Origin of the sequence: Thermoanaerobacterium sp. RBIITD, from assembly GCF_900205865.1 — a bacterium.
Taxonomy (GTDB): domain Bacteria; phylum Bacillota; class Thermoanaerobacteria; order Thermoanaerobacterales; family Thermoanaerobacteraceae; genus Thermoanaerobacterium.
In genome coordinates this window covers 2,678,328-2,703,139 of the sequence record NZ_LT906662.1, presented here as the reverse complement: position 1 = coordinate 2,703,139, position 24,812 = coordinate 2,678,328, and the positions used below count along the sequence as shown (strand labels likewise).

Annotated in this window: 22 protein-coding genes, 4 tRNA genes and 1 other RNA gene; all 27 read right to left on the bottom strand. The window is 33.1% G+C overall.

The window, feature by feature from the left end:
* Positions 1-23: 23 nt before the first annotated feature.
* The 27 genes from nifH to CPG45_RS12905 all read right to left on the bottom strand — a co-directional run bounded on the left by nifH (position 24) and on the right by CPG45_RS12905 (position 24,775).
* Positions 24-851 (bottom strand): nitrogenase iron protein, encoded by an 828-nt coding sequence (gene nifH, locus CPG45_RS13035; RefSeq protein WP_096232324.1) that lies wholly within the window; start codon positions 849-851, stop codon positions 24-26.
* Between the two features lie 189 nt (positions 852-1,040).
* Positions 1,041-1,277 carry a hypothetical protein gene (locus tag CPG45_RS13030; protein WP_096232323.1) on the bottom strand — a complete coding sequence of 79 codons (237 nt, stop codon included), beginning with the start codon at positions 1,275-1,277 and terminating at the stop codon, positions 1,041-1,043.
* 31 nt (positions 1,278-1,308) lie between these two features.
* Positions 1,309-2,055: a molybdate ABC transporter substrate-binding protein gene (modA, locus tag CPG45_RS13025; RefSeq protein ID WP_096232322.1), complete on the bottom strand. Its 747-nt coding sequence runs from the start codon at positions 2,053-2,055 to the stop codon at positions 1,309-1,311.
* Between the two features lie 1,596 nt (positions 2,056-3,651).
* Positions 3,652-3,728 (bottom strand) — tRNA-Val (locus CPG45_RS13020).
* A gap of 22 nt (positions 3,729-3,750) precedes the next feature.
* Positions 3,751-3,827, bottom strand: a tRNA-Val gene (locus tag CPG45_RS13015).
* Positions 3,828-3,892: 65 nt separating this feature from the next.
* Positions 3,893-4,849 carry a type I phosphomannose isomerase catalytic subunit gene (locus CPG45_RS13010; RefSeq protein ID WP_096232321.1) on the bottom strand — a complete coding sequence of 319 codons (957 nt, stop codon included), beginning with the start codon at positions 4,847-4,849 and terminating at the stop codon, positions 3,893-3,895.
* A gap of 20 nt (positions 4,850-4,869) precedes the next feature.
* Complete coding sequence (gene deoD / locus CPG45_RS13005) at positions 4,870-5,571, bottom strand: purine-nucleoside phosphorylase (RefSeq protein WP_096233612.1); 702 nt, start codon at positions 5,569-5,571, stop codon at positions 4,870-4,872.
* Positions 5,572-5,634: 63 nt separating this feature from the next.
* Positions 5,635-6,753: a tRNA 2-thiouridine(34) synthase MnmA gene (gene mnmA / locus CPG45_RS13000; RefSeq protein ID WP_096232320.1), complete on the bottom strand. Its 1,119-nt coding sequence runs from the start codon at positions 6,751-6,753 to the stop codon at positions 5,635-5,637.
* A gap of 72 nt (positions 6,754-6,825) precedes the next feature.
* A complete protein-coding gene (locus CPG45_RS12995) occupies positions 6,826-7,338 on the bottom strand; it encodes a GNAT family N-acetyltransferase (protein ID WP_096232319.1) in 513 nt (170 codons plus the stop codon).
* An 85-nt stretch (positions 7,339-7,423) separates the two neighbouring features.
* Positions 7,424-7,820: RNase P RNA component class A (rnpB, locus tag CPG45_RS12990), an RNA gene on the bottom strand.
* Positions 7,821-7,887: 67 nt separating this feature from the next.
* The gene (locus tag CPG45_RS12985) at positions 7,888-9,003 is read right to left on the bottom strand and encodes a Nif3-like dinuclear metal center hexameric protein (protein WP_096232318.1); all 1,116 of its coding nucleotides are present in this window, start codon (positions 9,001-9,003) and stop codon (positions 7,888-7,890) included.
* Positions 8,966-9,676 (bottom strand): tRNA (adenine(22)-N(1))-methyltransferase, encoded by a 711-nt coding sequence (locus tag CPG45_RS12980; protein ID WP_096232317.1) that lies wholly within the window; start codon positions 9,674-9,676, stop codon positions 8,966-8,968. The genes CPG45_RS12985 and CPG45_RS12980 overlap by 38 nt, the downstream gene beginning before the upstream one ends.
* A gap of 53 nt (positions 9,677-9,729) precedes the next feature.
* Positions 9,730-9,805 (bottom strand) — tRNA-Ile (locus CPG45_RS12975).
* Positions 9,806-9,810: 5 nt separating this feature from the next.
* A tRNA-Asn gene (locus CPG45_RS12970) sits at positions 9,811-9,885 on the bottom strand.
* A gap of 69 nt (positions 9,886-9,954) precedes the next feature.
* Positions 9,955-11,025 carry an RNA polymerase sigma factor RpoD gene (rpoD, locus tag CPG45_RS12965; RefSeq protein WP_096232316.1) on the bottom strand — a complete coding sequence of 357 codons (1,071 nt, stop codon included), beginning with the start codon at positions 11,023-11,025 and terminating at the stop codon, positions 9,955-9,957.
* A 31-nt stretch (positions 11,026-11,056) separates the two neighbouring features.
* Positions 11,057-12,853 (bottom strand): DNA primase, encoded by a 1,797-nt coding sequence (gene dnaG, locus CPG45_RS12960; RefSeq protein WP_096232315.1) that lies wholly within the window; start codon positions 12,851-12,853, stop codon positions 11,057-11,059.
* A 129-nt stretch (positions 12,854-12,982) separates the two neighbouring features.
* The gene (locus CPG45_RS12955; RefSeq protein WP_096232314.1) at positions 12,983-13,996 is read right to left on the bottom strand and encodes a deoxyguanosinetriphosphate triphosphohydrolase; all 1,014 of its coding nucleotides are present in this window, start codon (positions 13,994-13,996) and stop codon (positions 12,983-12,985) included.
* Between the two features lie 72 nt (positions 13,997-14,068).
* A complete protein-coding gene (gene secG, locus CPG45_RS12950; RefSeq protein ID WP_096232313.1) occupies positions 14,069-14,308 on the bottom strand; it encodes a preprotein translocase subunit SecG in 240 nt (79 codons plus the stop codon).
* Positions 14,309-14,454: 146 nt separating this feature from the next.
* Positions 14,455-15,741, bottom strand: a complete 1,287-nt coding sequence (gene eno, locus CPG45_RS12945) for a phosphopyruvate hydratase (RefSeq protein WP_096232312.1) — start codon at positions 15,739-15,741, stop codon at positions 14,455-14,457.
* A gap of 21 nt (positions 15,742-15,762) precedes the next feature.
* On the bottom strand, positions 15,763-17,304 hold the full coding sequence (gene gpmI / locus CPG45_RS12940) for a 2,3-bisphosphoglycerate-independent phosphoglycerate mutase (RefSeq protein WP_096232311.1): 1,542 nt from the start codon (positions 17,302-17,304) through the stop codon (positions 15,763-15,765).
* A 12-nt stretch (positions 17,305-17,316) separates the two neighbouring features.
* Positions 17,317-18,063, bottom strand: coding sequence for a triose-phosphate isomerase (gene tpiA, locus CPG45_RS12935; protein WP_096232310.1), 747 nt, complete (start codon positions 18,061-18,063; stop codon positions 17,317-17,319).
* A 13-nt stretch (positions 18,064-18,076) separates the two neighbouring features.
* Complete coding sequence (locus tag CPG45_RS12930; protein WP_096232309.1) at positions 18,077-19,258, bottom strand: phosphoglycerate kinase; 1,182 nt, start codon at positions 19,256-19,258, stop codon at positions 18,077-18,079.
* A 62-nt stretch (positions 19,259-19,320) separates the two neighbouring features.
* On the bottom strand, positions 19,321-20,328 hold the full coding sequence (gap, locus tag CPG45_RS12925; protein WP_096232308.1) for a type I glyceraldehyde-3-phosphate dehydrogenase: 1,008 nt from the start codon (positions 20,326-20,328) through the stop codon (positions 19,321-19,323).
* Between the two features lie 51 nt (positions 20,329-20,379).
* The gene (locus tag CPG45_RS12920) at positions 20,380-21,402 is read right to left on the bottom strand and encodes a sugar-binding transcriptional regulator (protein WP_096232307.1); all 1,023 of its coding nucleotides are present in this window, start codon (positions 21,400-21,402) and stop codon (positions 20,380-20,382) included.
* Positions 21,403-21,569: 167 nt separating this feature from the next.
* Positions 21,570-22,922 (bottom strand): RNA polymerase factor sigma-54, encoded by a 1,353-nt coding sequence (gene rpoN, locus CPG45_RS12915; protein ID WP_096232306.1) that lies wholly within the window; start codon positions 22,920-22,922, stop codon positions 21,570-21,572.
* 97 nt (positions 22,923-23,019) lie between these two features.
* Positions 23,020-24,396: a CehA/McbA family metallohydrolase gene (locus CPG45_RS12910; RefSeq protein WP_096232305.1), complete on the bottom strand. Its 1,377-nt coding sequence runs from the start codon at positions 24,394-24,396 to the stop codon at positions 23,020-23,022.
* Between the two features lie 106 nt (positions 24,397-24,502).
* Positions 24,503-24,775 carry an acylphosphatase gene (locus CPG45_RS12905; RefSeq protein WP_096233610.1) on the bottom strand — a complete coding sequence of 91 codons (273 nt, stop codon included), beginning with the start codon at positions 24,773-24,775 and terminating at the stop codon, positions 24,503-24,505.
* Between the last annotated feature and the right edge of the window lie 37 nt (positions 24,776-24,812).

Genomic DNA, 24,812 nt, shown 5'->3' with positions numbered 1-24,812 from the left:
ACTTTTTATAGTTGGTCTTTCGTTTAATCTAAGAGGCCATACTTGATAACCAGTTTTTCCAAATCATCCATAGATAAAGGTTTGGGTATTACAAACATATCATTTTCAATAATTTTTCGTGCAAGTTCTCTATATTCCTTTGCCTGATTACATTCGGGGTCAAATTCTACTACTGTTTTTTTGTTAAACTCTGCTTTCTGAACAATGTTGTCTCTTGGAACAAAATGAATCATCTGCGTTCCCAGGGCCGAGCAAAACTCTTCAATAAGCTCCCTCTCACCGTCAACATTACGGCTATTGCATATGATACCTCCCAATCTTACACCGCTTTGTTCAGCATACTTAATAAGACCTCGGCATATATTATTTGCCGCATATATTGCCATCATTTCACCTGATGCAACAATATAAACTTCCTGAGCCTTTCCTTCACGTATGGGCATCGCAAACCCTCCGCAGACAACGTCACCTAAAACATCAAAATGTATAAAGTCAAGGTCAGTTGAATAAGCACCCAATTCTTCCATTAAATTAATAGCAGTTATAACTCCTCGACCCGCACAACCTACACCAGGTTCAGGTCCACCAGATTCGACACATTTAATGTCTTTAAAACCTTTTTTAACAACCTTATCCAATGTTACTGCATCTTCACCCTCTTCCCTGAGAGTATCCATTATTGTTTCCTGAGGTTTACCGCCAAGAATTAAGCGAGTACAATCGGCTTTCGGATCACATCCATGAATAAAGACTTTCTTTCCGAAAAAATGTGCTGCTGCTGCTGCAGTATTCTGTTGTGTGGTTGATTTACCAATCCCGCCTTTTCCATAAAATGCCACTTTTCTTGTCATTCTTCAAAACCCCTTTCATATTTTTTATAATTTGTTATTTATCAATTCTTGGAATAAATCTTTTATATATATGCTTTCCTCACCCCCTTAAATAATTTTCATGTTTTTAAATTGTAAATAAATACATAAAAAATCATTAATCTTTAAATCAACAAATTTTATTTCCCTTTAGGAAAGAATAGAAATTTATTAATTTATCTCTTTCCGTAAATGCGATACAAAAAGGTTATTGCTAATTACTTGCTTAATTACTTGCTGCAGGTATTTGAATTTATATGCTTTTTTTAATTTCTGTAATAAGGCTGCCAATAGTACTAATAACATCATTTCAAGGACCAAACATGCCCAATTTGTAACCTCAGCCGGAACATCAGAAGGAATAACATTAACATTTTCTACCGGTATTCCCATAAAACAAAAATACATTTTTATTCACCTCCTCCCTGTATTTAAATTTTTAAAATAAATTCCCTCCCTTCCGAGAATAAATAAAATCAAGAAATTTTTCACTATCTTTACGATTTGGCGCTTCTTTTAAAAGAGCACACATTATCGCTTGCCCAAATTGCGGTAATTTAACAATAGTTATATCTCCTTTATCATACTTTTCTACTTGGTCGTTCCAAATAATTGTAGCATCCGCACTACCATCTGTTACTGCTTTCACAAGCCCTTCTATTGTTGTAGGAGCAGGTTTAACCAGATGAACCTTTTCAGATAATTTTGCTTTCTTTAGTATCTCGTCTCCCACACAACCACCAACTAAGTGAGATTGAGCCTGATCTGGAAGTGCCAATTTCACATCAGGCTTTTTCAAATCCTCAAGCGAAGTAATTGATTTTGGATTTTTCTTTGCTACCACCATCACCGGAATTTTGACTGTTAATTTCTGATAATGATCCGACACCACTTTTCCTTTTAAATCTTCCATATAATTAGGAGGAGCAATAAAGATATCTGCTTTGCTTCCATCCTCAATTTTTTTTGTTAAAGTTTTATAATCGGAAAACGTAAAATTTACTTCACATTTATACTTATTAGAAAATTCTTGCGCTACTTTTTGCAAAGGCTCCTTTAAACCCATGCCTGCATAGATAACAATAGCATCATTTTTTCCCTGCTCACTACAACCCGCCAAAATAACTGCAAAAATTAATATAAATATAACTATGAGATATAATTTATTTCTCCAATAAACCTGCATCTTACTCACTTCCTTCAAATTGGATTTATCTTTTCTTCTCCTTAAAATATACTTTCCTTGTCATTCTTCAAAACAAAATGCTACTTTCCTTGTCATTTTTCAAAACCCCTTTCACATTTTTTATAATTTGTTATTTATAAATTCTTGGAATAAATCTTCGATATGCTCATCTATGCTAATATGTAATATTTTAGCTACTTCTTCTTGGAATAAATCTTCGATATGCTTTCCTCACCTCTCCTAAATAATCAAGGCGCCTATCTTTTTACAGATAAGCGCCCTTGCTTATTTAGGAATAAGTAATTTATTTAATTTCGTCAATAAATAAAAGCCTATAAATATTTTAAAAACATTTATAGGCTTCGATGCCAACTTAAAGTTGAATAATTAACTTTTATTTTCTGAATTACATTGATAATTATACTATTATAAATTTTATATGTCAATACCTTTTTAAATATTTCTTTTTAGTAAGCTTAAAATTTGGATTCTTCATATTCTTCAAGATCTTTTTCAATACATTTCAATTCTTTATTGTTGGACTAAAAACGCTCGTACTGCATCGACGTATATAGCAGCATCAACAATTTCAATTCCTTATAGATGGGCTAAAAACATTATGCTAGGATGGATTTATCAGCAAAAATTTGCCGAGGCTCATTCTCCTGAGTCAAAGGGGACTGTAAAGAGAATGTCTAGAAAAATCAAAGATCAATAGATGTATAATCTCAACTGGGAGAAGATATCTTCAATAAATGAGCTAAATGAGATATATTGAAGGTGTGTAAGCATTTAAATTGCTTTGTAAATTCCTTAAATCCAAATGTGTACAAGGTTGTTCTACACTTACTGTTACGGATTTTTACAAATATCTATTCGAATGTATGCTGAATGCGCTGAGCCAATCTTTACAGAGGATGCAGTTGATTTAATATAAAAAACATAATTGGATACTTAAGAAAAATAAATTCACTTGCAGAAACGTCAATGATACTGACTTCCAAAGAAAATCAAAAAGCAATAAATGGGGAACTAATATCTATAGCTCAAAATGACATAAATATTACAGAGTAAATAACTCTGTATTTAACCAATGAGGCCAAACTCTGCCCAATAATTTGCCACTTTTGGAATGCAACAAGAAACCTGCAACCGAACTGAGGTATTTATACCTCAAGAAGCTAATTAATTCTAAATTAAGATTTTTAAATAACTAAGGTGATACATATGTTTAACTTCAATGCAAATAATATAGTCTTTATTAAAATACTAAAATATGATAAAGCAAATGTCTTTTTTATTAAATGAAAGACCTTGATGCAAAAAGATACTATAAAATTTAATTTCAATAGTAGCATAATATATTGCATCACCGGTAAAATTAATTCTTCTCAAAAATTATATTTAATTCTTGAGTTTTACGGGGAGACTAAAAATTGGATTAAGTAAACTGAATTTTTTGGATTTAGATATCTTGCTATTTAACAATTCACATGTGGGAAATAAAAAGAGAAGCTGTACAAAAAATAGAAAAAATTTTAGGCACCAAAATAAATACTCCGGCATCTATTAAAAACCGGAAAGTCTCGATTTTATTGGTGGGGTTAACAGGGTTCGAACCTGTGACCTCTACGATGTGAGCGTAGCGCTCTAACCAGCTGGGCTATAACCCCATTTTTTAATATGTATAAAATATGGTGGGGTTAACAGGGCTCGAACCTGTGACCTCTACGATGTCAACGTAGCACTCTAACCAGCTGAGCTATAACCCCACTCTTTTGTTATTTTAGTATATTACATTTTTCCCATTATGTCAATATCGCATGTTACATCACATCTACACATAGGACTTTATAACTTTGCATTTTCCAGTAAGATTATATTTATTTATTGATGCGGGAATTAATATTGACTCACCGCTTTTAAGATATATTTCATCATTTTCGCACATTAATTTACAATTACCATTAAGCACTGTCAATGTATTAAATGTCCCATTCGTATCTATACTTACAGATGTTTCCACATTAATAACATCTGTATTAAAGTACTTAGATTTTACTGCTTCTGCATATGTACCGCCTTGTATTTTATTATACTTCGGAATAACCTTATCGCTTTTTAAATTAAAGTCTATAACATCTAAAGCTTTATCTACGTGTAATGTCCTCTTTTTACCATTTGCATCGACTCTGTTATAGTCATAAACTCTATATGTCAGGTCAGAATTCTGTTGGATTTCACATATAAGTATGCCATCACCTATTGCATGTACCATTCCTGACTGAATATAGATAACATCACCGGGATTCACATCTATTTCGTTTAAGCAGTCCTCTAATTTTCCTTCATCAAGTAATTTTTTAAATTGTTCTTTAGTTGTGCCTTCTTTTAATCCACATACAAGTTTTGCACCTGGTTTCGCATCGACTATATACCACATTTCGGTTTTACCAAGGTCACCATTTTCATATTTATATGCATAATCATCATCAGGATGAACTTGAACAGATAATTTATCATGTGCATCAATAAGCTTTATCAATAGAGGGAATCTTTCATATTTTTTATTATCACCATATATCTCGTTACTATGCTGTCTTGCTAATACATCTAATTTCTTCCCATCGTAATTGCCACCGTCAACTTCACTTACAGCTGTTCGATTATCCGATATGCACCATAGTTCACCAATCTTTTTACCTTCTGGAATGTCAAAACCGTATTTTGTCTTTAAAGTATCACCACCCCATATTCTCTCCATGAATATAGGTTTGAATTTCAATGGTTGCATTTTATCACCCTCTACAAAAATTATTCTACAGTTTCCAGTGCAATCTCAATCATATCAGTAAATGTTTTTTGCCTTTCTTCAGCAGTTGTAGCATGTCCTGTTACAAGGCTGTCGCTGACAGTCAATATAGTTAGTGCATCAACATGATATTTTGCAGCAAGTGTATAAAGGCCTGTTGTTTCCATTTCAACAGCCAAAACGCCGAATTTTGCCCACAATTTCCAGCTATCAGGATCGTCATGGTAAAAAGTATCTGACGTAAGTATATTACCGACTTTTACATCAATACCTTTTTTCGTAGCAATATCATATGCTTTTTTCAAAAGTTTAAAACTAGCAGTCGGTGCATAATCCATACCATTAAATCTAATTTTATTAATAGCAGAATCAGTTGATGAACTCATAGCAAGTATTACATCTCTTACGTTTATATCTGGCTGCATTGAACCGCAAGTACCAATCCTAATTAGATTTTTTACATGATAACTTTCTATAAGTTCATTTACATATATAGATAATGAAGGTACACCCATTCCTGTCCCTTGTACAGATATCCTTTTGCCTTTATATGTTCCCGTAAATCCATACATGCCACGTACTTCATTGTAACATTTAGAATCCTCTAAAAAATTTTCGGCTATATACTTAGCTCTTAATGGATCACCTGGTAATAAAACCGTATTTGCAATATCTCCATCTTTTGCTCCTATGTGAATGCTCATATCTGCATCTCCTTTTATTTTAATTACCATTATTATATTACCAAAAATGCAGTGCCAATTCAATTAAATATAATTCTTAATCAAATTTTTTTCTTTAACTATACTATCTATCACTCCACCACCAAGACAATATTCTCCATCATAAAATACCACGAACTGTCCGGGTGTAACAGCCCTTTGTGGTTTATCAAATATTACAAAACAGCCTTTATCCTTCATGTATACCGTGACATCTTGATCTGGTTGCCTGTACCTAAATTTTGCCTTGCATTTAAATGAATCACTTATTTTCTCCTTGCTTATCCAATTAAGGTTTACTGCAAATAATGCATATGAATATAATGCGGGATTTTTATCACCTTGAGCTATATAAAGTATATTATTTTTTATATCCTTATCAACGACAAACCACGGCTCGCCTGTACCTATACCACCTATACCAAGACCTTTTCTCTGCCCTAAAGTGTAATACATAAGACCGTCATGTTTACCAAGAACTTTACCTGAAAGGCTTCTTATTTCACCAGGCTGTGCAGGCAAAAATCGACTTAAAAACTCTTTAAATTTCCTTTCACCGATAAAGCATATCCCTGTGCTGTCTTTTTTATTAGCCGTTTTAAGACCTGCTTTTCTTGCAATCTCTCTAACTTCTGATTTATTAAGATTCCCAACTGGAAAAATTGTTTTTGATAACTGTTCTTGGCCTAATTCACATAAAAAATATGTTTGGTCTTTATTTTTATCAACACCTTTTAGCATCTTATATTCTCCATCGCTGTATTCTACCCGTGCATAATGACCTGTTGCTATAAAATCCGCACCAATTTTCAGAGAAAAATCAAGAAATGCTTTAAATTTTATTTCCTTGTTGCACATCACATCGGGATTTGGGGTTCTGCCATTTTTGTATTCATTAAGAAAATATTTAAATACCCTGTTCCAATATTCTTCAGTGAAATTTATAGAATAATATGGAATGCCAATCTGATCACAAACTCTAACAACATCCTCATAATCTTCTGCTGCCGTGCAATAGCCAGAATCGTCTTTTTCATCCCAATTCTTCATAAAAATTCCTATTACATCATATCCTTGTTCTTTTAACAATAATGCAGATACAGAGGAGTCAACACCACCAGACATTCCTACAACGATTTTTGTATTTTTATTGTTTTCTACCATCTTTTGATTAACAACCTTTCTTTAAATTATATAGCTTATGTACTTATTATAATAAATTTATCTATTTTTGATTTAAAATTTTTCGGCAAGTTTTTTTATAGAATCACCTTCTAACCTGTATACTGTCCATTCATCCATTGGCACAGCTCCAAGGCTTTTATAAAAATTAATTGATGGCTCATTCCAATCAAGGCAAGCCCATTCAAATCTACTACAATCTCTATCAGTTGCTAACTTTGCTATATATGTAAGTATTATTTTGCCTATACCTTTATTTCTATATTCAGGTTTAACATATATATCTTCAAGATATATACCCGGTTTTCCAGTAAAAGTGGAAAAATTATAAAAGAAAATTGCATAACAAACAGGTTTGCAATCATATTCCCCAATCAAAACTTCAGCAACTTTTCTATCAAATAAGGATCTTTTTAAAATGTCTTCGGTCGCTACAACTTGATCGTTTAGCTTTTCATATGAGGCCAATTCTTTAATAAATTCTAATATAATTGAGACATCATTTTCTTGAGCATATCTTATTTTAAAATTATTTAGTTTTGTATCGATGTATTCTATTTCTTTCACTTTATTTCCCTCCTCTTAATTTAAAATATTACAAAAAACTCAATGCCATATGACATTGAGTTTTTTTGAGTTTTTATCATTATTGAATACGAGCAAGTCTATAAGCCGAGTTCTGTATTAAATGGTCATCTATCTACGATATCAGTTGCCTGATACCTCAAGCGGTTTTACCCAAGGGTTAAGCGGGCCACTTAAAATTCCCTCCTATTCTACCTTGCTCCAGGTGGGGTTTACAGAGCATTCCAGTCACCTGGATGCTGGTGAGCTCTTACCTCGCCTTTCCACCCTTACCCGGTACTCAGCATGTTACGCAATATTTTCATATTATGCGTATAATATTGATTAGCATACTGAGTGCCAGGCGGTATATCTCTGTTGCACTTTCCTTGGAGTCGCCTCCACCGGGTGTTACCCGGCACCTTGCCCTATGGAGCTCGGACTTTCCTCGTACATGTAATGTACGCGACCATCTGGCTTACTCGCATATTATTTTATTCAAGACAAATATTATACCATTATTATTTTGTATTGTCAAATGGAATTTTATTCTTATAAATATTTAAACGGATCTTTTTGTGTTTCACTTATAATAACATTTAAATCAATATTCATTTTTTGAGCTTCATCAATAATATACTCTGCTATAAAATTCACAGAAATCTTTTCAGTCCCAAAATGCCCAGCATCAATAATAGATAATCCGAGGTGTGTAGCATCAATCGCATCATGGTAGCCTATATCACCGGTAATTAGTACATCAGCTCCTTTAAATGATGATATAGATATAAGACTTCCTCCACTGCCACCACAAATAGCAACTTTATTCACTGTCTTAGCGAGGTCACCCACTATTCTTAAAGCAGGTAATTTAAATTTTGCTTTTACTTGCTCAGCAAGTTCCTTTAAAGTAGTACCCTTTATATATCCTATTCTTCCAAGACCATATTCGTCATACCCATTTTCAACAGGGTATATATCATATGCTACTTCTTCATAGGGATGTACTTTTAACATTGCATTTATCACTCTATTTACAAGCTTTCCTGGTGTTATTGTCTCTATTCTTATTTCTTGCGTATTCTCAATCTTTCCAATCTCGCCTATAAATGGATTTGTACCTTCTAATGGTTTAAAACTTCCCATGCCAGAAGTTTGAAAAGTGCAGTTACTATAATTACCGATAAAACCCGCACCTGCATTACACATTGCAGTCTTTACAATATCCTCATAACCTGACGGTACATAAACAACAATTTTTTTATATTCTTCTTTATAAGTAACCTGTAAGACCTCTTCATTGTATATTCCTAAAACGTTGCAAAGAATATCATTCATTCCGCCTTTAGCAATATCAAAGTTTGTATGAGCCGAATAAACAGGAATATCATTTTTCATAAGTAAACTTATAATTTTACCTGTCGGATTGTCATCTCTTATGTTTTTAACCGGTTTAAATATGATAGGATGATGTGTAACAATCATATCGACTTTTTTGGAAATAGCTTCTTTAATAACTTCATATGTCGCATCAAGGGCAACCATAACTGTCGATACATCTTTTTGTGGATTTCCGATCAAAAGTCCGACATTATCCCAGTCTTCTGCATATTTGTGTGGGGCAAGTTTATCAATCATTCCGGCAATTGTCTGGCATTTCAGACTCATTTAGCAACACCTCGTATTTTTTAATTTTATATAAAATATTTTCTATTAAAGAAATATTATTATGGCTTTTTGAGACTTCATCAATTATTCTTCTCATTTTTCCTATTTTATATTTTATATAATCTTTAACCAAAGGGTGACGCTTTTCAATAAGTTTTTTCCCAATCTCATAAAAAATATTGTCATTGATTATTTCATGTCCATGTTCAGCAACAATTATTTCATAATATTTTTCATTTTCTAATATAAGGTCTTCATCTATAATCCTATAGCCATTTTTATTTAGGTAATATCGTAAATAGTCTGATGCTTTCATTGGTTGCAAAATGAATCTCTTGATAGTTGATGCAATATTTTTATCTTTTTCTAGTATATCCGCTATCAATATTCCACCCATACCGGCTATTATTGCTATATCAACTTCATTTAGATTTAATACTTTGAGTCCACTACCAAGCCTTGTAATAATTTTTGTCGAAAGTTTGTTTTTTTTAATTTCATTTATAGCTTTATTAAGAGAGCCAGATTTTATATCTGTAGCTACTATATAATCTGAAATGCCATTTAATGAAAGATAAACCGGAATGTATCCATGGTCTGTTCCAATGTCCGCAACTTTCATACCCGGCGGTACCATATCCACAATAGCCTTCAGTCTGCTTGATAACCTCATTTCTATAAAATAAAAAGCATTTGTTCATCAAATGCCTGTCCTTTCATTTTATATGGTGGGCCTTCAGGGACTCGAACCCCGGACCAATCGGTTATGAGCCGACCGCTCTACCAACTGAGCTAAAGGCCCAAATATGGCTCCTCAGGTAGGGCTCGAACCTACAGCCTACCGGTTAACAGCCGGTTGCTCCACCATTGAGCTACTGAGGAATACAGTATTTATTATACTACTTTTTTAAGTATTGTCAAGAATTCTTGACTAAACTCCCTTTATGGAATTTAATCAAGAAAATCTTTTAATTTTTTACTGCGACTTGGATGTCTTAATTTCCTTAGGGCTTTTGCTTCAATCTGTCTTATTCTCTCCCTTGTAACATTGAACTCTTTGCCAACTTCTTCAAGGGTTCTTGCCCTTCCATCATCAAGGCCGAATCTCAATCTTAAGACTTTTTCTTCCCTCGGTGTTAATGTATCAAGTACATCAATCAGTTGTTCTTTTAGCATCGTGAAAGCAGCCGCTTCTGCAGGTGCCGGTGCTTCCTCATCAGGTATAAAATCGCCAAGATGACTATCTTCTTCTTCGCCAATTGGTGTCTCTAATGATACAGGTTCTTGAGCAATCTTCATTATCTCCCTGACTTTATCAACCGACATATCCATTTCCTTAGCTATCTCTTCAGGAGATGGATCACGACCGAGTTCCTGCAAAAGCTGTCTTGAGACCCTTATAAGTTTATTTATAGTTTCTACCATATGAACGGGAATTCTTATTGTCCTTGCCTGGTCTGCTATAGCCCTTGTAATAGCCTGCCTTATCCACCATGTGGCATATGTGCTAAACTTGAATCCCTTTCTATAATTAAACTTTTCAACAGCTTTTAAGAGGCCTAAATTTCCTTCCTGTATTAAATCGAGAAAAAGCATTCCTCTCCCAACGTATCTTTTTGCTATACTAACAACAAGCCTTAAATTCGCTTCGGAAAGTCTCTTTTTTGCTTCTTCATCGCCCTTCTCTATTCTTTTCGCAAGTTCTATCTCTTCATCGGGTGATAAAAGAGGAATTTTTCCTATTTCCTTAAGATACATCCTTACCGGATCATCTATGCTAATACCTTCAGGGATTGATATATCAAGATCGATGTCTTCTGGTATAATCTCTTCCTGTTGAGGTTCTTCACCTATTACCTCTATTCCCAATTTTTCAAAAGTATCATAAACTTTTTCAATTTGATCCGAATCAAGATCAATGTCTTCCAATGTATTCATTATTTCGTTATATGTCAGCATTCCATTTTTTTTGCCTTTATTAATAAGCTCCTTAATGGTATTCTTCGCCTTTTCCTCATTCATGGGTGTCCCCTCCCTTTGGGTAACCTTATTCTCAGCCATTTTTTAACATTAGCATCTCCTTTTCAAAATTCTGTAATTGTGTCAACAATTTTCTTTCCTGTTCAATATCTCCTGAAATATATGATTCATCTATTTCTTTTTTAATCCGTGATATTTTTCTATTTAAATTATCTTTAACTATTTCTTTAATACAATCATCTACTATTTTCTCATTAATTTCTTTTCCATTGTATAGTATATCAAATATATCATTAAATTCATTCTTAAGTTTTGCATTATCTAACATAAAACTAACATCATTCACATTTGTCTCTTTGCCATCTTCAAGCCTTTCTACTATAAATGTAATAACTGGTCTTAATAATTCATCATCAATATCATTAAAATCTATTTTTGATTTTATCCTATTATATAGTTTATTATCAATTAGTAATAATGCAATTAAATACTTTAGCGAAGGTATTTTTTTTACACTTCCGTATTTAATATTATGCCTATTATTGCCAACTGTATACCTAATTTTTTCATTATTTTGTTTAAAACCCTTGACAAATCGGTCTATTTCTGTTCTAATAGTACTTTCAGGTATTTGAGCGTCTTTCGCTACAATTGATACATATACATCCCTTTTTACCTTATCTTTAATCGACGAAAGATCTTGGCACACTTTCTTAATATATTTTATTCTTTCAGTTGGATTATTTAAATCTAAATTCTGCTTATATTTTTTAATTTTATATTCTATTAATGTTTCAGTATTCTCAAGAAGTCTTGTAAAAGCATCAAATCCCTCTTTTCTGACAAATTCATCTGGGTCTTTTCCATTTGGAACAGTTAAAATACTTACATTTAAGTTTAATTCGTCAAGTATATTAAGGCCTCTCAATGTCGCTTCAACACCAGCTTCATCAGCATCATATGATATAACAACATTATTTTTATATTTTTTAATTAATTTACCCTGCTCAATTGTCAATGCTGTACCAAGTGATGCAACAGCACTATCAATACCACTTTGGTGCAATGCTATAGTATCCATATATCCTTCTACAATGATAAATTTATCATCTTTTGTTTTCTTTGCATAATTTATCCCGTACAGAGTCTTTCCTTTTTTAAAAACGGGAGTTTCAGAAGTATTAAGGTATTTCGGCTTCCCATTGTCCATAACTCTCCCGCCGAAACCAATAACATTATTTTTTTCATCGATAATAGGAAACATCACTCTATTTCTAAATCTATCAAAATATTTCCCACTATCGTTTTTTAAAATTAAACCAGCATTATAAACCGTATCAATATTATATTTTTGTCCAACAAAATATTTGACCAAATCGTCTCCGTTGACCGGTGAATAACCAAGCCCAAACTTTTTTATTGTTTTATCGTCAATACCTCTGTCATACAAATACCTTAATGCTGCCTGTCCTATTTTCGAATAAAGACTTCTATGATAATATAATGCTGCTAACCTGTTAATGCTATATATTTCATCTCTTATCTTCTTCCTTTTATATTCCTCACCGGATAAGTTTTCCTCTTCAATCAATATACCTGCTTTGTCTGCCAGAAATTCTACGGCTTCTTTAAAACTTAAATTCTCAATATTCATTACAAAGGTAATGACATTTCCGCTTGCATGGCATCCAAAACAATGGTATAGCTGTTTTTCCTGGCTTACGTTAAATGATGGCGTTTTTTCATGATGGAATGGGCAAAGTCCTTTATAATCCTTACCAGATCTTTTTAATGATATATACTCCGACACAATTTCTAAAATATCATTCTCTTCTATAACTTTATTTATTACGTCTTTTGAATAGGACATATGCACCACCTTTTATATATTTCGACAAAAATCTCTAAAGTCCTTTTTTAGTTTTTTATTTTTTAAATATGTCATGAGAATATAATATTCGACATAAAAATTTAAATTCCTGCTATTTGTTTAATAATTTTAAAAAATATTTGATCCATCCCATGGAGATGGTAAAAAAATCTCTTTATATTTAATTATTGCATATTTATCTGTCATACCGGCAATATAATCTGCAACAGCTCTCTCTTTGCTATATTTATTCGATAGTTCGACAAATTCATTTGGCATCTCATTTATATTGTCATAAAAATAATTGAAGAGCTGTTCAACGACTTTTTTTGCTTTTGCCTCTTCGCTCTTTGCTTTTGAGCCTATATAAACCCTTTTAAACATAAAATCCCTAAGACTATATGTCGCCTTATAGATGTCACTGCTCATCATTATATCATCTTTGTCAAGGCTATTATTTATGATATCTCTTACCATAGTATTGATTCTTTTTCTGTGAGAATCCCCAAGTATTTTTATTAAGTCCTGTGGCAAATCATCATTTGTCAGTATTTTGCCCCTTATTGCATCATCTATATCATGGTTAACATATGCTATTTTATCAGACAATTGAACAATTTTTCCTTCAAGTGTACCGGGCTTCCCAGATGTAGAATGGTTTAATATGCCATCTCTGACTTCCCATGTTAAATTTAGCCCTTTGCCATTATTCTCTAAGATATCTACAACCCTTAAACTCTGAACATTGTGTCTAAATCCCCCTGTCAAAAGTTTATTTAGGACCTGTTCACCGGAATGCCCAAATGGAGTATGTCCTAAATCATGTCCTAATGCTATTGCTTCAGTTAAATCTTCATTTAATCTCAATGCTCTTGCAATAGTCTTTGATATTTGTGCAACCTCAAGAGTATGTGTTAATCTTGTTCTATAATGATCTCCCTCAGGTGAAATAAAAACTTGTGTTTTATGACTTAATCTTCTAAAGGCCTTACAATGAATAATTCTATCACGATCTCTCTGAAAATCAGTTCTTATATCACATTTTTCTTCATCAATAGTTCTTCCCTTTGATTCCCTGCTTTTTGCTGCAAACGGTGAAAGTATCTTATACTCAATATCCTCAGATATTTCTCTAATAATCACTTATCATCACCTTTTCTTAAAAAATAAAACCCTATTAAGGGTTTTATTTTAATTCTTAAGAAAATTTTTGTATTATTTTCCCATTAATAATGTCAATATTAATGACGTTATTATAAAAACTATTGCACTAATGGTTGTTAATCTTTCAAGAGTACCTTCCATCGTTCGTGCTTTATTTTTCCCAAAAAATGTTTCAGCACCACCTGCTATTGACCCTGAAAGACCTGCACTTTTGCCCTGCTGCAGCAATATAACAGCCATCATAAACAAACTTACAATAACATGAATTATAAGTACTATTATTTTCAGCATATGTTTAACCTCCGAAAATCATATTTGCAACACATATTCCTCTATAATATATTATATTATAAAATTTTATTAACATCAAGTAAAAAACTTTACGAGTTTACAAAAAAGAAACCCAATACAATTTATTGGGCTTCTACATGATTCCTTTATTTTACGTTATAAAATGCTGCCATTCCAGGATATTGAGCTATTCCACCGAGAATTTCCTCAATCCTCATTAATTGGTTGTATTTTACAACTCTATCTGTTCTCGATGGCGCACCTGTCTTTATTTGACCAGCATTAACTGCAACAACAAGATCTGCTATAGTGCAGTCTTCTGTTTCACCTGAACGATGTGATACAACAGCTGTATATCCTGCTCTCTTTGCCATTTCTATTGCATCAAGTGTTTCTGTAAGTGTTCCTATTTGGTTCAATTTTATGAGTATTGAGTTTGCAACACCCATTTTAATTCCTTTTGATAATCTTTCAGTGTTTGTTACGAATAAGTCATCGCCAACAAGCTGTACTTTTTTGCTGAGTCTTTCTGTTAGTAATTTCCATCCGTTCCAATCTTCTTCAGCTAAACCATCCTCAATGGAAACTATTGGATATTTGTTTACAAGTTGTTCCCAGAAGTCAACCATTTCCTCAGATGTCCTTACAACGCCTTCACCTTCAAAATGATATTTGCCATCTTCTTTATATAATTCTGATGAGGCAGGATCCATAGCTATAGAAACATCTTCACCTGGAACATAACCTGCCTTTTGTATAGCCTCAAGTATTACTTGTATAGCTTCTTCATTTGATGTTAGGTTTGGTGCAAAGCCACCTTCATCACCGACTGTTGTGCTTAATCCCTTTGATTTTAAAACAGCTCTTAAATTATGGAAAACTTCTGCACATGTCCTTAATGCTTCATGGAAGCTTTGTGCGCCAACAGGCATAATCATAAATTCTTGTATATCAACATTATTATCTGCATGTTTACCACCATTTAATATGTTCATCATAGGAACTGGGAGTACCTTAGCATTTACACCGCCAAGATATTGAAATAGTGGTAATCCGAGTTCTTCAGCAGCAGCTCTTGCGACAGCCAATGATACACCGAGAATAGCATTTGCCCCTAATTTTGATTTATTTGGCGTTCCATCTAAGTCTATCATTGTTTTATCAATAGATACCTGGTCAATTGCATCCATTCCAATAATTTCCGGTGCTATTTTTTCATTTACATTTTCAACTGCTTTTAATACACCTTTGCCAAGGTATCTCTCTTTATCACCGTCTCTTAATTCAACTGCTTCAAATTGGCCTGTTGAAGCACCTGATGGAACAGCTGCACGTCCTACAGCTCCACTATCTAATTCAACTTCAACCTCCACTGTTGGATTTCCTCTTGAATCAAGTATTTCTCTTGCATTAACATCAACTATTGTAGACATGTTATTTTCTCCTTTCATTAATTATTTTCCTATTATAAGGGATTTACCCGTCATTTCCTGTGGCTTTGGAAGTCCCATTATATCCAGCACAGTTGGTGCAATATCAGCGAGTATTCCATCGTTTCTCAATGTGATATCGCCCTCACCAATCACTATAAAAGGCACAGGATTTGTTGTATGCGCTGTTTGGGGAGTTTTTGTTACAGGATCTATCATTTGTTCAGAATTGCCGTGATCAGCTGTTATGAGTATTGTTCCACCAACATCCTGACAAGCTTTTACAATCCTTCCTAAGCATTCATCAATTGTTTCGATGGCCTTTACTGCCGCATTAAATACACCTGTATGTCCTACCATATCTGGATTTGCAAAATTAAGCAATATAAACCCATACTGACCAGACTCAATCTTTGGTATAACAGTGTCTGTTACTTCATATGCACTCATCTCTGGTTTTAAATCATATGTTCCAACCTTTGGAGACGGTATTAAAATCCTTTCTTCTCCTTTATTTGGTTCTTCTACACCGCCATTAAAGAAGAATGTTACGTGGGCATATTTTTCTGTTTCTGCTATTCTAAGCTGCTTTATGCCTCTATCACTTAAATATTCACCAAGTGTATTTTTAAGACTCTCTGGTTTATATGCTACATGAATATTTTCAAATGTAACATCATATTGTGTCATTGACACAAAATATACAGGTATATAACCCTTTTCTCTGTCAAAATTATTGAATACTTCATCGATAAACGCTTTTGTTATTTGTCTTGCTCTATCTGGCCTAAAATTAAAGAATATGATAGAATCATTTTTATCAACAGTTGCTGTCGGTTTTCCATTTTCAAGAATTACTGTCGGCTCTACAAACTCATCTGTTTCATCCTTGCTGTAAGCTATGTCAATCGCCTCTTCAGGTGAATTTGCAAATACACCTTTTCCAAGTGCTATTGCATCATAAGCTTTTTTTGTCCTTTCCCATCTCTTATCACGGTCCATCGCATAGTATCTTCCCGCAATTGTCGCAATCTTTCCAATGCCAAGCTCATTTGATTTATCTTCAAATGCCTTAATATATTCTTTTGCACATGCCGGTGGAACATCCCTACCGTCAAGAAAAGCATGAACATATACTTCTTTTAATCCTTGCTCTTTTGCCAATTTCATAAGTGCAAAAAGATGTGTTATATGGCTATGTACACCTCCATCAGAAAGAAGTCCAAATAGATGGAGTTTAGAGCCATTTTTCTTTACATTATCTATCGCATCAAGGAATTCTTGTTTCTTAAAGAAATTTCCTTCTTTAATTTCTTTACTTATTCTTGTCAATTCTTGATAAACAACTCTTCCAGCACCTATATTTAAATGACCCACTTCGGAATTTCCCATTTGGCCTTCTGGAAGTCCTACAGCAAGTCCACTTGGTATTAATTTAGTGTTTGGATAATTTTTAAAATAGAAATCAATATTAGGTGTTTTTGCTGCGTATATCGCATTTCCTTCTTTGTCGTCTGTAAGTCCAAATCCGTCTAATACAACAAGCATTACAAAATTTTTGGGCATGTAATCCTCTCCTTAATAATTTACAATTTTTGCGAAATCCTGTGCCTTTAGACTTGCTCCGCCGACCAATGCCCCATCTATATCACTTTCTGCCATTAATTCTTTAGCATTATCAGGTTTTACACTTCCACCATATTGTATTCTTACCTCATTAGCAGTATTTATATCATAAATATTTGCTATAGTATCCCTGATAACTTTTATAACGTCATTTGCATCTTTTGATGTAGCAGTCTTTCCTGTTCCTATTGCCCATATAGGTTCGTATGCTATGACAATATCTAATACGTCATTTTTATCAACACCATCTAAAGCTTTTTCTGTCTGATTCTTCACTATTTCAAATGCCTTTCCGGCTTCTCTTTGTTCAAGTGTCTCACCTACACATACTATAGGTTTAAGGTCATGTTTTATTGCAGATTTTACTTTTTTATTCACAGTTTCGTCAGTCTCTGCAAAATATTGCCTTCTTTCTGAATGACCAATAATCACATATTCAACACCTATTTCCTTAAGCATCACTGGTGAAACTTCACCAGTAAATGCGCCTTTTTCCTCCCAATGCATGTTTTGAGCCCCAAGTTTTATATTTGATCCATCTAGCGCCTTTTTCACATCAATCAAGTCAACAAATGGTGGTACTACAACTACATCTATATTTGAATTTTCAACAAGAGGCTTTAATTCACTTATAAGCTTTGTAGCTTCGGAAGGTGTCATATGCATCTTCCAATTACCGGCAATAATCGGTTTTCTCAATTAAAACACCTCTTTATTTATTATTTAATGCATCTATTCCTGGTAGAACTTTTCCTTCAAGGAATTCCAATGATGCGCCTCCGCCTGTAGAAATGTGTGATACTTTATCAGCATAGCCTAGTTGCTCTACAGCAGCTGCTGAGTCACCACCGCCTACTATTGTAGTACCTTTGCATTCACTCATAGCCTTTGCAATAGCTTCTGTACCTTTTGCAAATTCACTTATCTCGAATACGCCCATTGGTCCATTCCATACAACTGTCATGGCATCTTTTATAACCTTAGAAAATTCATTTACTGTTTTGGGACCTATATCAACTCCAATTTTATCATTGGGCATTTTATCAATATCTACTACTTCATATGGTACACCAGGTTTTAATTCTTCACAAACAACGGTATCTACAGGTAATAAAAGGTTGACGCCTTTTTGTTTTGCTCTTTCAATTAAGTCCTTCGCAAGTTCTAATTTATCTTCCTCTAATAAAGATTTACCTATTTCATGTCCTTTGGCTTTTATAAAGGTATATGCCATGCCGCCACCAATCAATAAGCTATCCACTTTGTCAAGAAGATTTGTTATAACGCCTATCTTATCAGAAACTTTTGCACCACCGAGTATTGCAACAAACGGTCTTTCCGGATTTTCAAGAGCACCACCCATAAAATTAAGTTCTTTCTCTATAAGGAAACCTGAAACAGCAGGTAGATAACTTGCTACACCTGTTGTTGATGCATGTGCTCTATGGGCTGTTCCAAATGCATCATTTACATAAATATCTGCTAAAGATGCTAATTCTTTTGAGAAAATAGGATCATTTTTTTCCTCTTCTGCGTGGAATCTAACATTTTCAAGCAATAATACTTCACCATCTTTAAGTGCATTTGCTTTTGCCTTTGCATCTTCACCAATTACATCATTTGACATAATAACAGGTTTATTTAATAATTCAGAAAGTCTTTTTGCGACAGGTTTTAAAGAATATTCGGGATTAACTTTTCCCTTTGGTCTTCCGAGATGTGAAACGAGAATTACCTTTGCGTTATTGTTTATCAAATACTCTATTGTCGGCAATGCCGCTTTTATTCTTGTATCATCTGTAATATTTTTATCTTTGTCCATGGGTACATTAAAATCAACTCTGACTAAAACCTTTTTCCCATTGACATCAATATCCCTTACAGTTTTTTTCATTTATAAACCTCCTATCAATGAGATATTGTGGGACAAAGAACATTCCCTGTCCCACGCTGTTTTTATAGTCTATCTGCTACATATTTAGCAAGGTCAACAACCCTGTTTGAATAACCCCATTCATTGTCATACCATGAAACTACTTTTACAAGATTGCCTTCCATAACCATTGTTGATAAACCATCAACTATTGATGAACGTGAATCACCTTTAAAGTCCATTGATACCAATGGTTCATCTGTGTATCCGAGGATTCCTTTGAGTTCATTTTCTGATGCTGCTTTTAATGCCGCATTTACTTCTTCAACAGTTACATTTTTCTCAAGTTCTGCAACAAGGTCAACAACAGATACATCTGGTGTTGGTACTCTCATAGCGAAACCATTTAATTTTCCTTTTAATTCTGGGAGAACCAATGCAACAGCCTTTGCTGCACCTGTTGTTGTAGGGATGATAGATAATGCTGCAGCTCTTGCTCTTCTCAAATCTTTGTGTGGAAGGTCAAGAATCCTTTGGTCATTTGTATATGAGTGTACAGTTGTCATTAAACCTCTTTTAATTGTGAATTTGTTATGTAGAACTTTTGCAAATGGTGCTAAGCAGTTAGTCGTACATGAAGCATTTGATATTACATTGTGTGCTTTAGGATCATATTTTTCTTCATTTACGCCCATAACTATTGTAATGTCTTCATTCTTTGCAGGTGCAGTAATTATTACTTTTTTTGCTCCAGCCTGAATATGTTTTACAGCATCGTCTTTATTTGTAAATCTTCCTGTTGATTCAATTACAACGTCAACGCCAAGGTCCTTCCATGGAAGCTTTGCTGGATCTGTTTCTTTTATGATTTGTATTTCTTTGCCATTTACAAGTAATGAATTTTCTTTTGCTTCAACTTCGCCTTCAAATCTGCCAAATGTTGAATCGTATTTTAATAGATGTGCTAATGTCTTAGCATCAGTCAAGTCATTGAATGCGACTATATCAAGGTCTACATTCTTCTTTAATGCTGCCCTAAAGAAATTTCTACCTATTCTACCAAAGCCATTAATACCTACTTTTACTGTCATAAAAAATTCCTCCTTAAATTTTAATTTTATATTAAACACCATAATGGTGTATTAACAACTTTTTAACATTTCAAATGCTGCTCCTTCATCTGTTATCAGAACATCTACTGTACCACTATTACAGGTCGACAAAATAGCCTCTGCTTTACTCTTCCCACCAGATACAGCAATAAGATTTTTAATTCTTTTTAAATCCTCTTTTGTTAGAAATATACTAGGTGTTTCATAAACCGTTTCACCATTTTTGTTTAAATAATATCCTAATGCTTCTGATGTTGCGCCAACTTTTTTAAGATAATCTTTAATAGCCTGAGACAAATTCCTTCTATCAGCCATAACATCAGCTCGTCCGATACCAAAAAGTACTACATCAGCTTTTTTAAGTATATCAACAACATCTTTAATATCTGGTTCATGTAGTAAAGTTTTGATAGCTTCTTTTCCAATGTTGTCTGGAACATGTAACATTTTATATGAACCGCCTAATTTCTTGGCAAGGACAGATGCAATAGTATTTGCTTGTTTTTCTACATCACGCCCTAAACCGCCTCTTGCCGGGACAACCATAATTTCAGATGTAGTGTAACTTTGAGGCATTTCATTTGCTACTTCCATAACGGTAGACCCCCCAGTTAATGCTATTATACTGTCATGCTTTATAATGCTTTTTAAATAATTAGCTGCTGATTTGCCCATATCTTTTCTTATTAGAGGGTCGCTATCAACATCACCAGGTATAACAATAACCTTTTTTAACTTCAAACACTTCGCAAGTGTTTTTTCCATATTATTTAGACCTTTGAGTTCATGTATAAACTCTTTTAGCTCATCTATAAGGTCTTCACCTTCTTTGGTTACGGTCATTCCAAGAGGGTTTATGTTAATTAAACCTTGGCTTTTTAAAAATGAAACCTCCGTTCTTATAACCCTTTCACCAAGATTTAGCTGATATGATAGTGCCCTTCTTCCTATCGGTTGACTGAAATAAATATTACGCATTATAGTATACCTTTTTTGTAATAGTTCTATTAATTCAGGCACTATTTTTTGTTGTAGCGAAATTATGTCATTCATATATCTTAACCCTTCTTCAGGACTTTAACCGACCCGTTGTATTAGATTTGTCCCGCTTCATGGAAATACTCTTTCCATCTATTATTTTATATTATCATTTTTGTTTTTTCAATAGCTTTATACAATAATAAAGGAGAACATTCTAAAATATTTTGCTCTCCTTATTATTAATACCGTTTTCTCTTTGCGGAAGAGGGTATATTAAGTTCTTCTCTATATTTTGTAACAGTTCTTCTTGATATTGAAATATTCTTTTTCAACATCAATTCGACAATTTTTTGATCGCTCAATGGTTTTTTTGAATCTTCATTATCTATAAATTGCTTTATTAATTCTTTTAACATTTCGGCTGAATATTTTTCGCCTTCATTATTTTTTATTCCATTCTGGAAAAAATGTTTAATTTCATAAACTCCAAGTGGTGTATCAACAAATTTTCCGTTTATTGCTCTGCTAACAGTAGACTCATGAACACCCACAATGTCCGCAATCTGCTTCAAATTCATAGGCTTAATATATTTTTGTCCTCTTTCAAAAAACTCTCTTTGTTCATTCACTATTGCCTTTAATACTTTGTATAGGGTATCACGCCTACTTTCAATGCTTTTTATGAGCCATAATGCTGATTGCATTTTTGAGCTTAGATATTTTTTGATATTATCATCATCAGTTTGTCTTAGTATATTTTCATATGTCTTATTTATTTTAAGTCCAGGATATAATGAATCATTAATTAAAACAATATATTCATCATTAATTTTCTTTATATAAGCATCAGGTAATACATATCTGACATCATTATATGAGGAAAAATTTGCACCAGGTTTTGGATTTAATTTTTTTATTTCATCAACAGCCTTTTGTATTTCTCTAATATCAGTATTAAGCTTTTTAGCAACATAGCTTAACCTGTTATCGCCTACCTCACTTAGATAATTATCTACAATTTCTTTTAATATTCCATTATATAAATTCTTCGATATAAGCTGAAGCTTAAGACATTCATTTAAATTCCTTGCTGCAATACCCGGCGGATCAAATGTTTGTACTATTGACAAGGCTTCTTGAATATCTCTATCATTATACTTATAAGTTTCCTTTATATTTTTCAAATTTTCATTAAGATAACCATTACTATCAAGATAATATATTATTGTTTTGCATATTTCTCTTATTTTCTTTGGCACTGGTGTTATATGCAATTGAAACATCAAATGGTCCATCAATGACGTTCTATCACTTATAATATTGTCAAAGCCTATTTCATCTTTTTCTTCATCTTCACCGCTGTAATCAGAACTCTCTAAAGTATTATATTTATATATATCCATATATGTTTCAAACATATTGTCTTTATCATTTTCAACTATTTCAAGCAAAGGATTATTTTCTGTTTCTGTAGTAATAAGGTCATTTAACTCATATGAGTTTAATTGAAGAATTTCGATAGCCTGCTTTAATTCCGGTGTCATTATTAATTTCTGTACTTGTTTCAAATTAAGTCCTAAATCTGCCTTCATATTTTACACCTTCGCATATTTTTAATATTTTCTATATACATTATATCATATATGTAACCGTTTGAAAATATGCCAAAAAAATATGCCGGCAAGGCAGTTATCTTCCCCATATTGGATTTGTAATTGCAACAAGCTCGTCATTTTCATTCCTGTTATTATCATATATCTCAATTCGGTACCATGAACCTTGCTGTAAATTTCCAGTATATTCATATGTCACTGAGCCTTTATCAGCTTTTATTTTCTTCTCAATCTCGCCATCTTTTACAATAACAATGTCATTTCCCTTTACAATATCTCTTGCAACAATGTTTAATTTCACGATACCACTTCCGATAGAATCGCCAATAGATACTTTTTCAGTTTCATTTTCGATTGTAAAATCAATATATGGGCCCATCGTCACAAAAGCTTTGCATTTTTTTATACCATCTATAATAGATTTATTTGATAGGTTATCGCAATATATATATGTCAACATTTTTCCAAGCTTTTTCAATATGCCATCAATTTGATGGAGGTCACTTCCACCAATACCGGCAATTTTATAACCTTTATTTAATAATTTATCCCATAGTTTTCTTGCCTTTTTGTTACCGTCACCATTTAAAGAAAGCCATGGTGCATTCCATATTTCTATCGCATCAACTTTGCTGTAATCTGTATCGTGGCTCCAACATAAATGTCCATCTAAGCTAGGTGCACACGGATGATTTATAGAAATAATTCCACCATCTTGGTGTACCAAATCAATAATTGTATCTACATTAAGGCCATTATATCCAACTCTCCAGTCTATCCAATTCTTTACGCCATATACATTAGCATGACCGTTATATGTTGATAATTCAATTCCTTTTAAAATAGCAAGTGTATCGGACGTTACAAATTTGCTCCACTGACTTACTGTATTGTGGTCTGTAATAGCTATATAATCAAGCTTTTCTTCTTCAGCCATACTTATCAATGAAGAAACAGATTCAATTCCATCACTTTCAATTGAATGTAAATGAAGTTCACCTTTATACCAGCCTGCATTAGGATTTATTATAGTTTCTCTACTTTTAATTTTTGTATAAATTTCTTCACCACTGCCTCTAAATAGCTTTATCACTATCTCATAAAGGCAGAAACCATATATATCAGCAGGTTCGACCTCAAGAATCCATTTACCAGGTACTATTGCCCCAGGAACAACTCCTGGCGTTGGATTATTTGATATATCCATAAGAATAGCATTTCTCTTCGATCTTTTTGCACCCCTCCCCCTAAAGCCACATGGGTCAAATACTGTTGTCGTTATAATATTTCCAGTTTCTTCATTATATCTTAATTCAATTGTTATTCTGTTAACATCCTCATATACTTCAAAAGAATATTCGTAATATTTTTTTCTATCTGTAGATGTTAAAATTCCTTCGAATCTATATACACGTGGGTTCAATTCGTCATTAAACGTTTCTTTTTGTTTCAATATAAAATAATCCCCTTTCTTTTTGTTAACAATAATATATCATCAAATTGTTAATAAATAATTAAGGGGATATTAAATATACGTAAAAATGTGAAATTATTATTTTTTACCTTATATCAAAATTACTATATTCGCCTTTATAGTCTTCCCATTTTTCTTCTACATTATCGACTTGAGCCCATCTCAAACCATTTTTTATGTAATATATCAATTCCTTTATGTTTTCTTCATCGCCTTCGGCAACTATCTCAACACTGCCGTCATATAAATTTTTTGCATAACCTGTTATATTAAGATTACATGCCATTCGATAGACAGAGTATCTTAAACCTACTCCTTGTACATAACCTGTTAATTTAAGATGGACCATCTTCTTCATTGTTGGTATACATCCCTTCCTAATACACATTTTCTTT

What these genes read in the sequence shown, in the direction of transcription:
- gap (WP_096232308.1), bottom strand. Translation starts at nt 20,328, where the DNA reads ATGACAGTAAAAGTAGGTATTAATGGCTTTGGTAGAATAGGTAGAAAT.
- CPG45_RS12930 (WP_096232309.1), bottom strand. Translation starts at nt 19,258, where the DNA reads ATGAAAAAAACTGTAAGGGATATTGATGTCAATGGGAAAAAGGTTTTA.
- rpoD (WP_096232316.1), bottom strand. Translation starts at nt 11,025, where the DNA reads ATGAATGAGGAAAAGGCGAAGAATACCATTAAGGAGCTTATTAATAAA.
- CPG45_RS12985 (WP_096232318.1), bottom strand. Translation starts at nt 9,003, where the DNA reads ATGAGTCTGAAATGCCAGACAATTGCCGGAATGATTGATAAACTTGCC.
- CPG45_RS13030 (WP_096232323.1), bottom strand. Translation starts at nt 1,277, where the DNA reads ATGTATTTTTGTTTTATGGGAATACCGGTAGAAAATGTTAATGTTATT.
- eno (WP_096232312.1), bottom strand. Translation starts at nt 15,741, where the DNA reads ATGTCTACAATAGTTGATGTTAATGCAAGAGAAATACTTGATTCAAGA.
- CPG45_RS12980 (WP_096232317.1), bottom strand. Translation starts at nt 9,676, where the DNA reads ATGAGGTTATCAAGCAGACTGAAGGCTATTGTGGATATGGTACCGCCG.
- deoD (WP_096233612.1), bottom strand. Translation starts at nt 5,571, where the DNA reads ATGAGCATTCACATAGGAGCAAAAGATGGAGATATTGCAAATACGGTT.
- dnaG (WP_096232315.1), bottom strand. Translation starts at nt 12,853, where the DNA reads ATGTCCTATTCAAAAGACGTAATAAATAAAGTTATAGAAGAGAATGAT.
- secG (WP_096232313.1), bottom strand. Translation starts at nt 14,308, where the DNA reads ATGCTGAAAATAATAGTACTTATAATTCATGTTATTGTAAGTTTGTTT.
- modA (WP_096232322.1), bottom strand. Translation starts at nt 2,055, where the DNA reads ATGCAGGTTTATTGGAGAAATAAATTATATCTCATAGTTATATTTATA.
- CPG45_RS12905 (WP_096233610.1), bottom strand. Translation starts at nt 24,775, where the DNA reads ATGAAGAAGATGGTCCATCTTAAATTAACAGGTTATGTACAAGGAGTA.
- CPG45_RS13010 (WP_096232321.1), bottom strand. Translation starts at nt 4,849, where the DNA reads ATGCAACCATTGAAATTCAAACCTATATTCATGGAGAGAATATGGGGT.
- gpmI (WP_096232311.1), bottom strand. Translation starts at nt 17,304, where the DNA reads ATGCCCAAAAATTTTGTAATGCTTGTTGTATTAGACGGATTTGGACTT.
- nifH (WP_096232324.1), bottom strand. Translation starts at nt 851, where the DNA reads ATGACAAGAAAAGTGGCATTTTATGGAAAAGGCGGGATTGGTAAATCA.
- rpoN (WP_096232306.1), bottom strand. Translation starts at nt 22,922, where the DNA reads ATGAAGGCAGATTTAGGACTTAATTTGAAACAAGTACAGAAATTAATA.
- mnmA (WP_096232320.1), bottom strand. Translation starts at nt 6,753, where the DNA reads ATGGTAGAAAACAATAAAAATACAAAAATCGTTGTAGGAATGTCTGGT.
- CPG45_RS12920 (WP_096232307.1), bottom strand. Translation starts at nt 21,402, where the DNA reads ATGAATGACATAATTTCGCTACAACAAAAAATAGTGCCTGAATTAATA.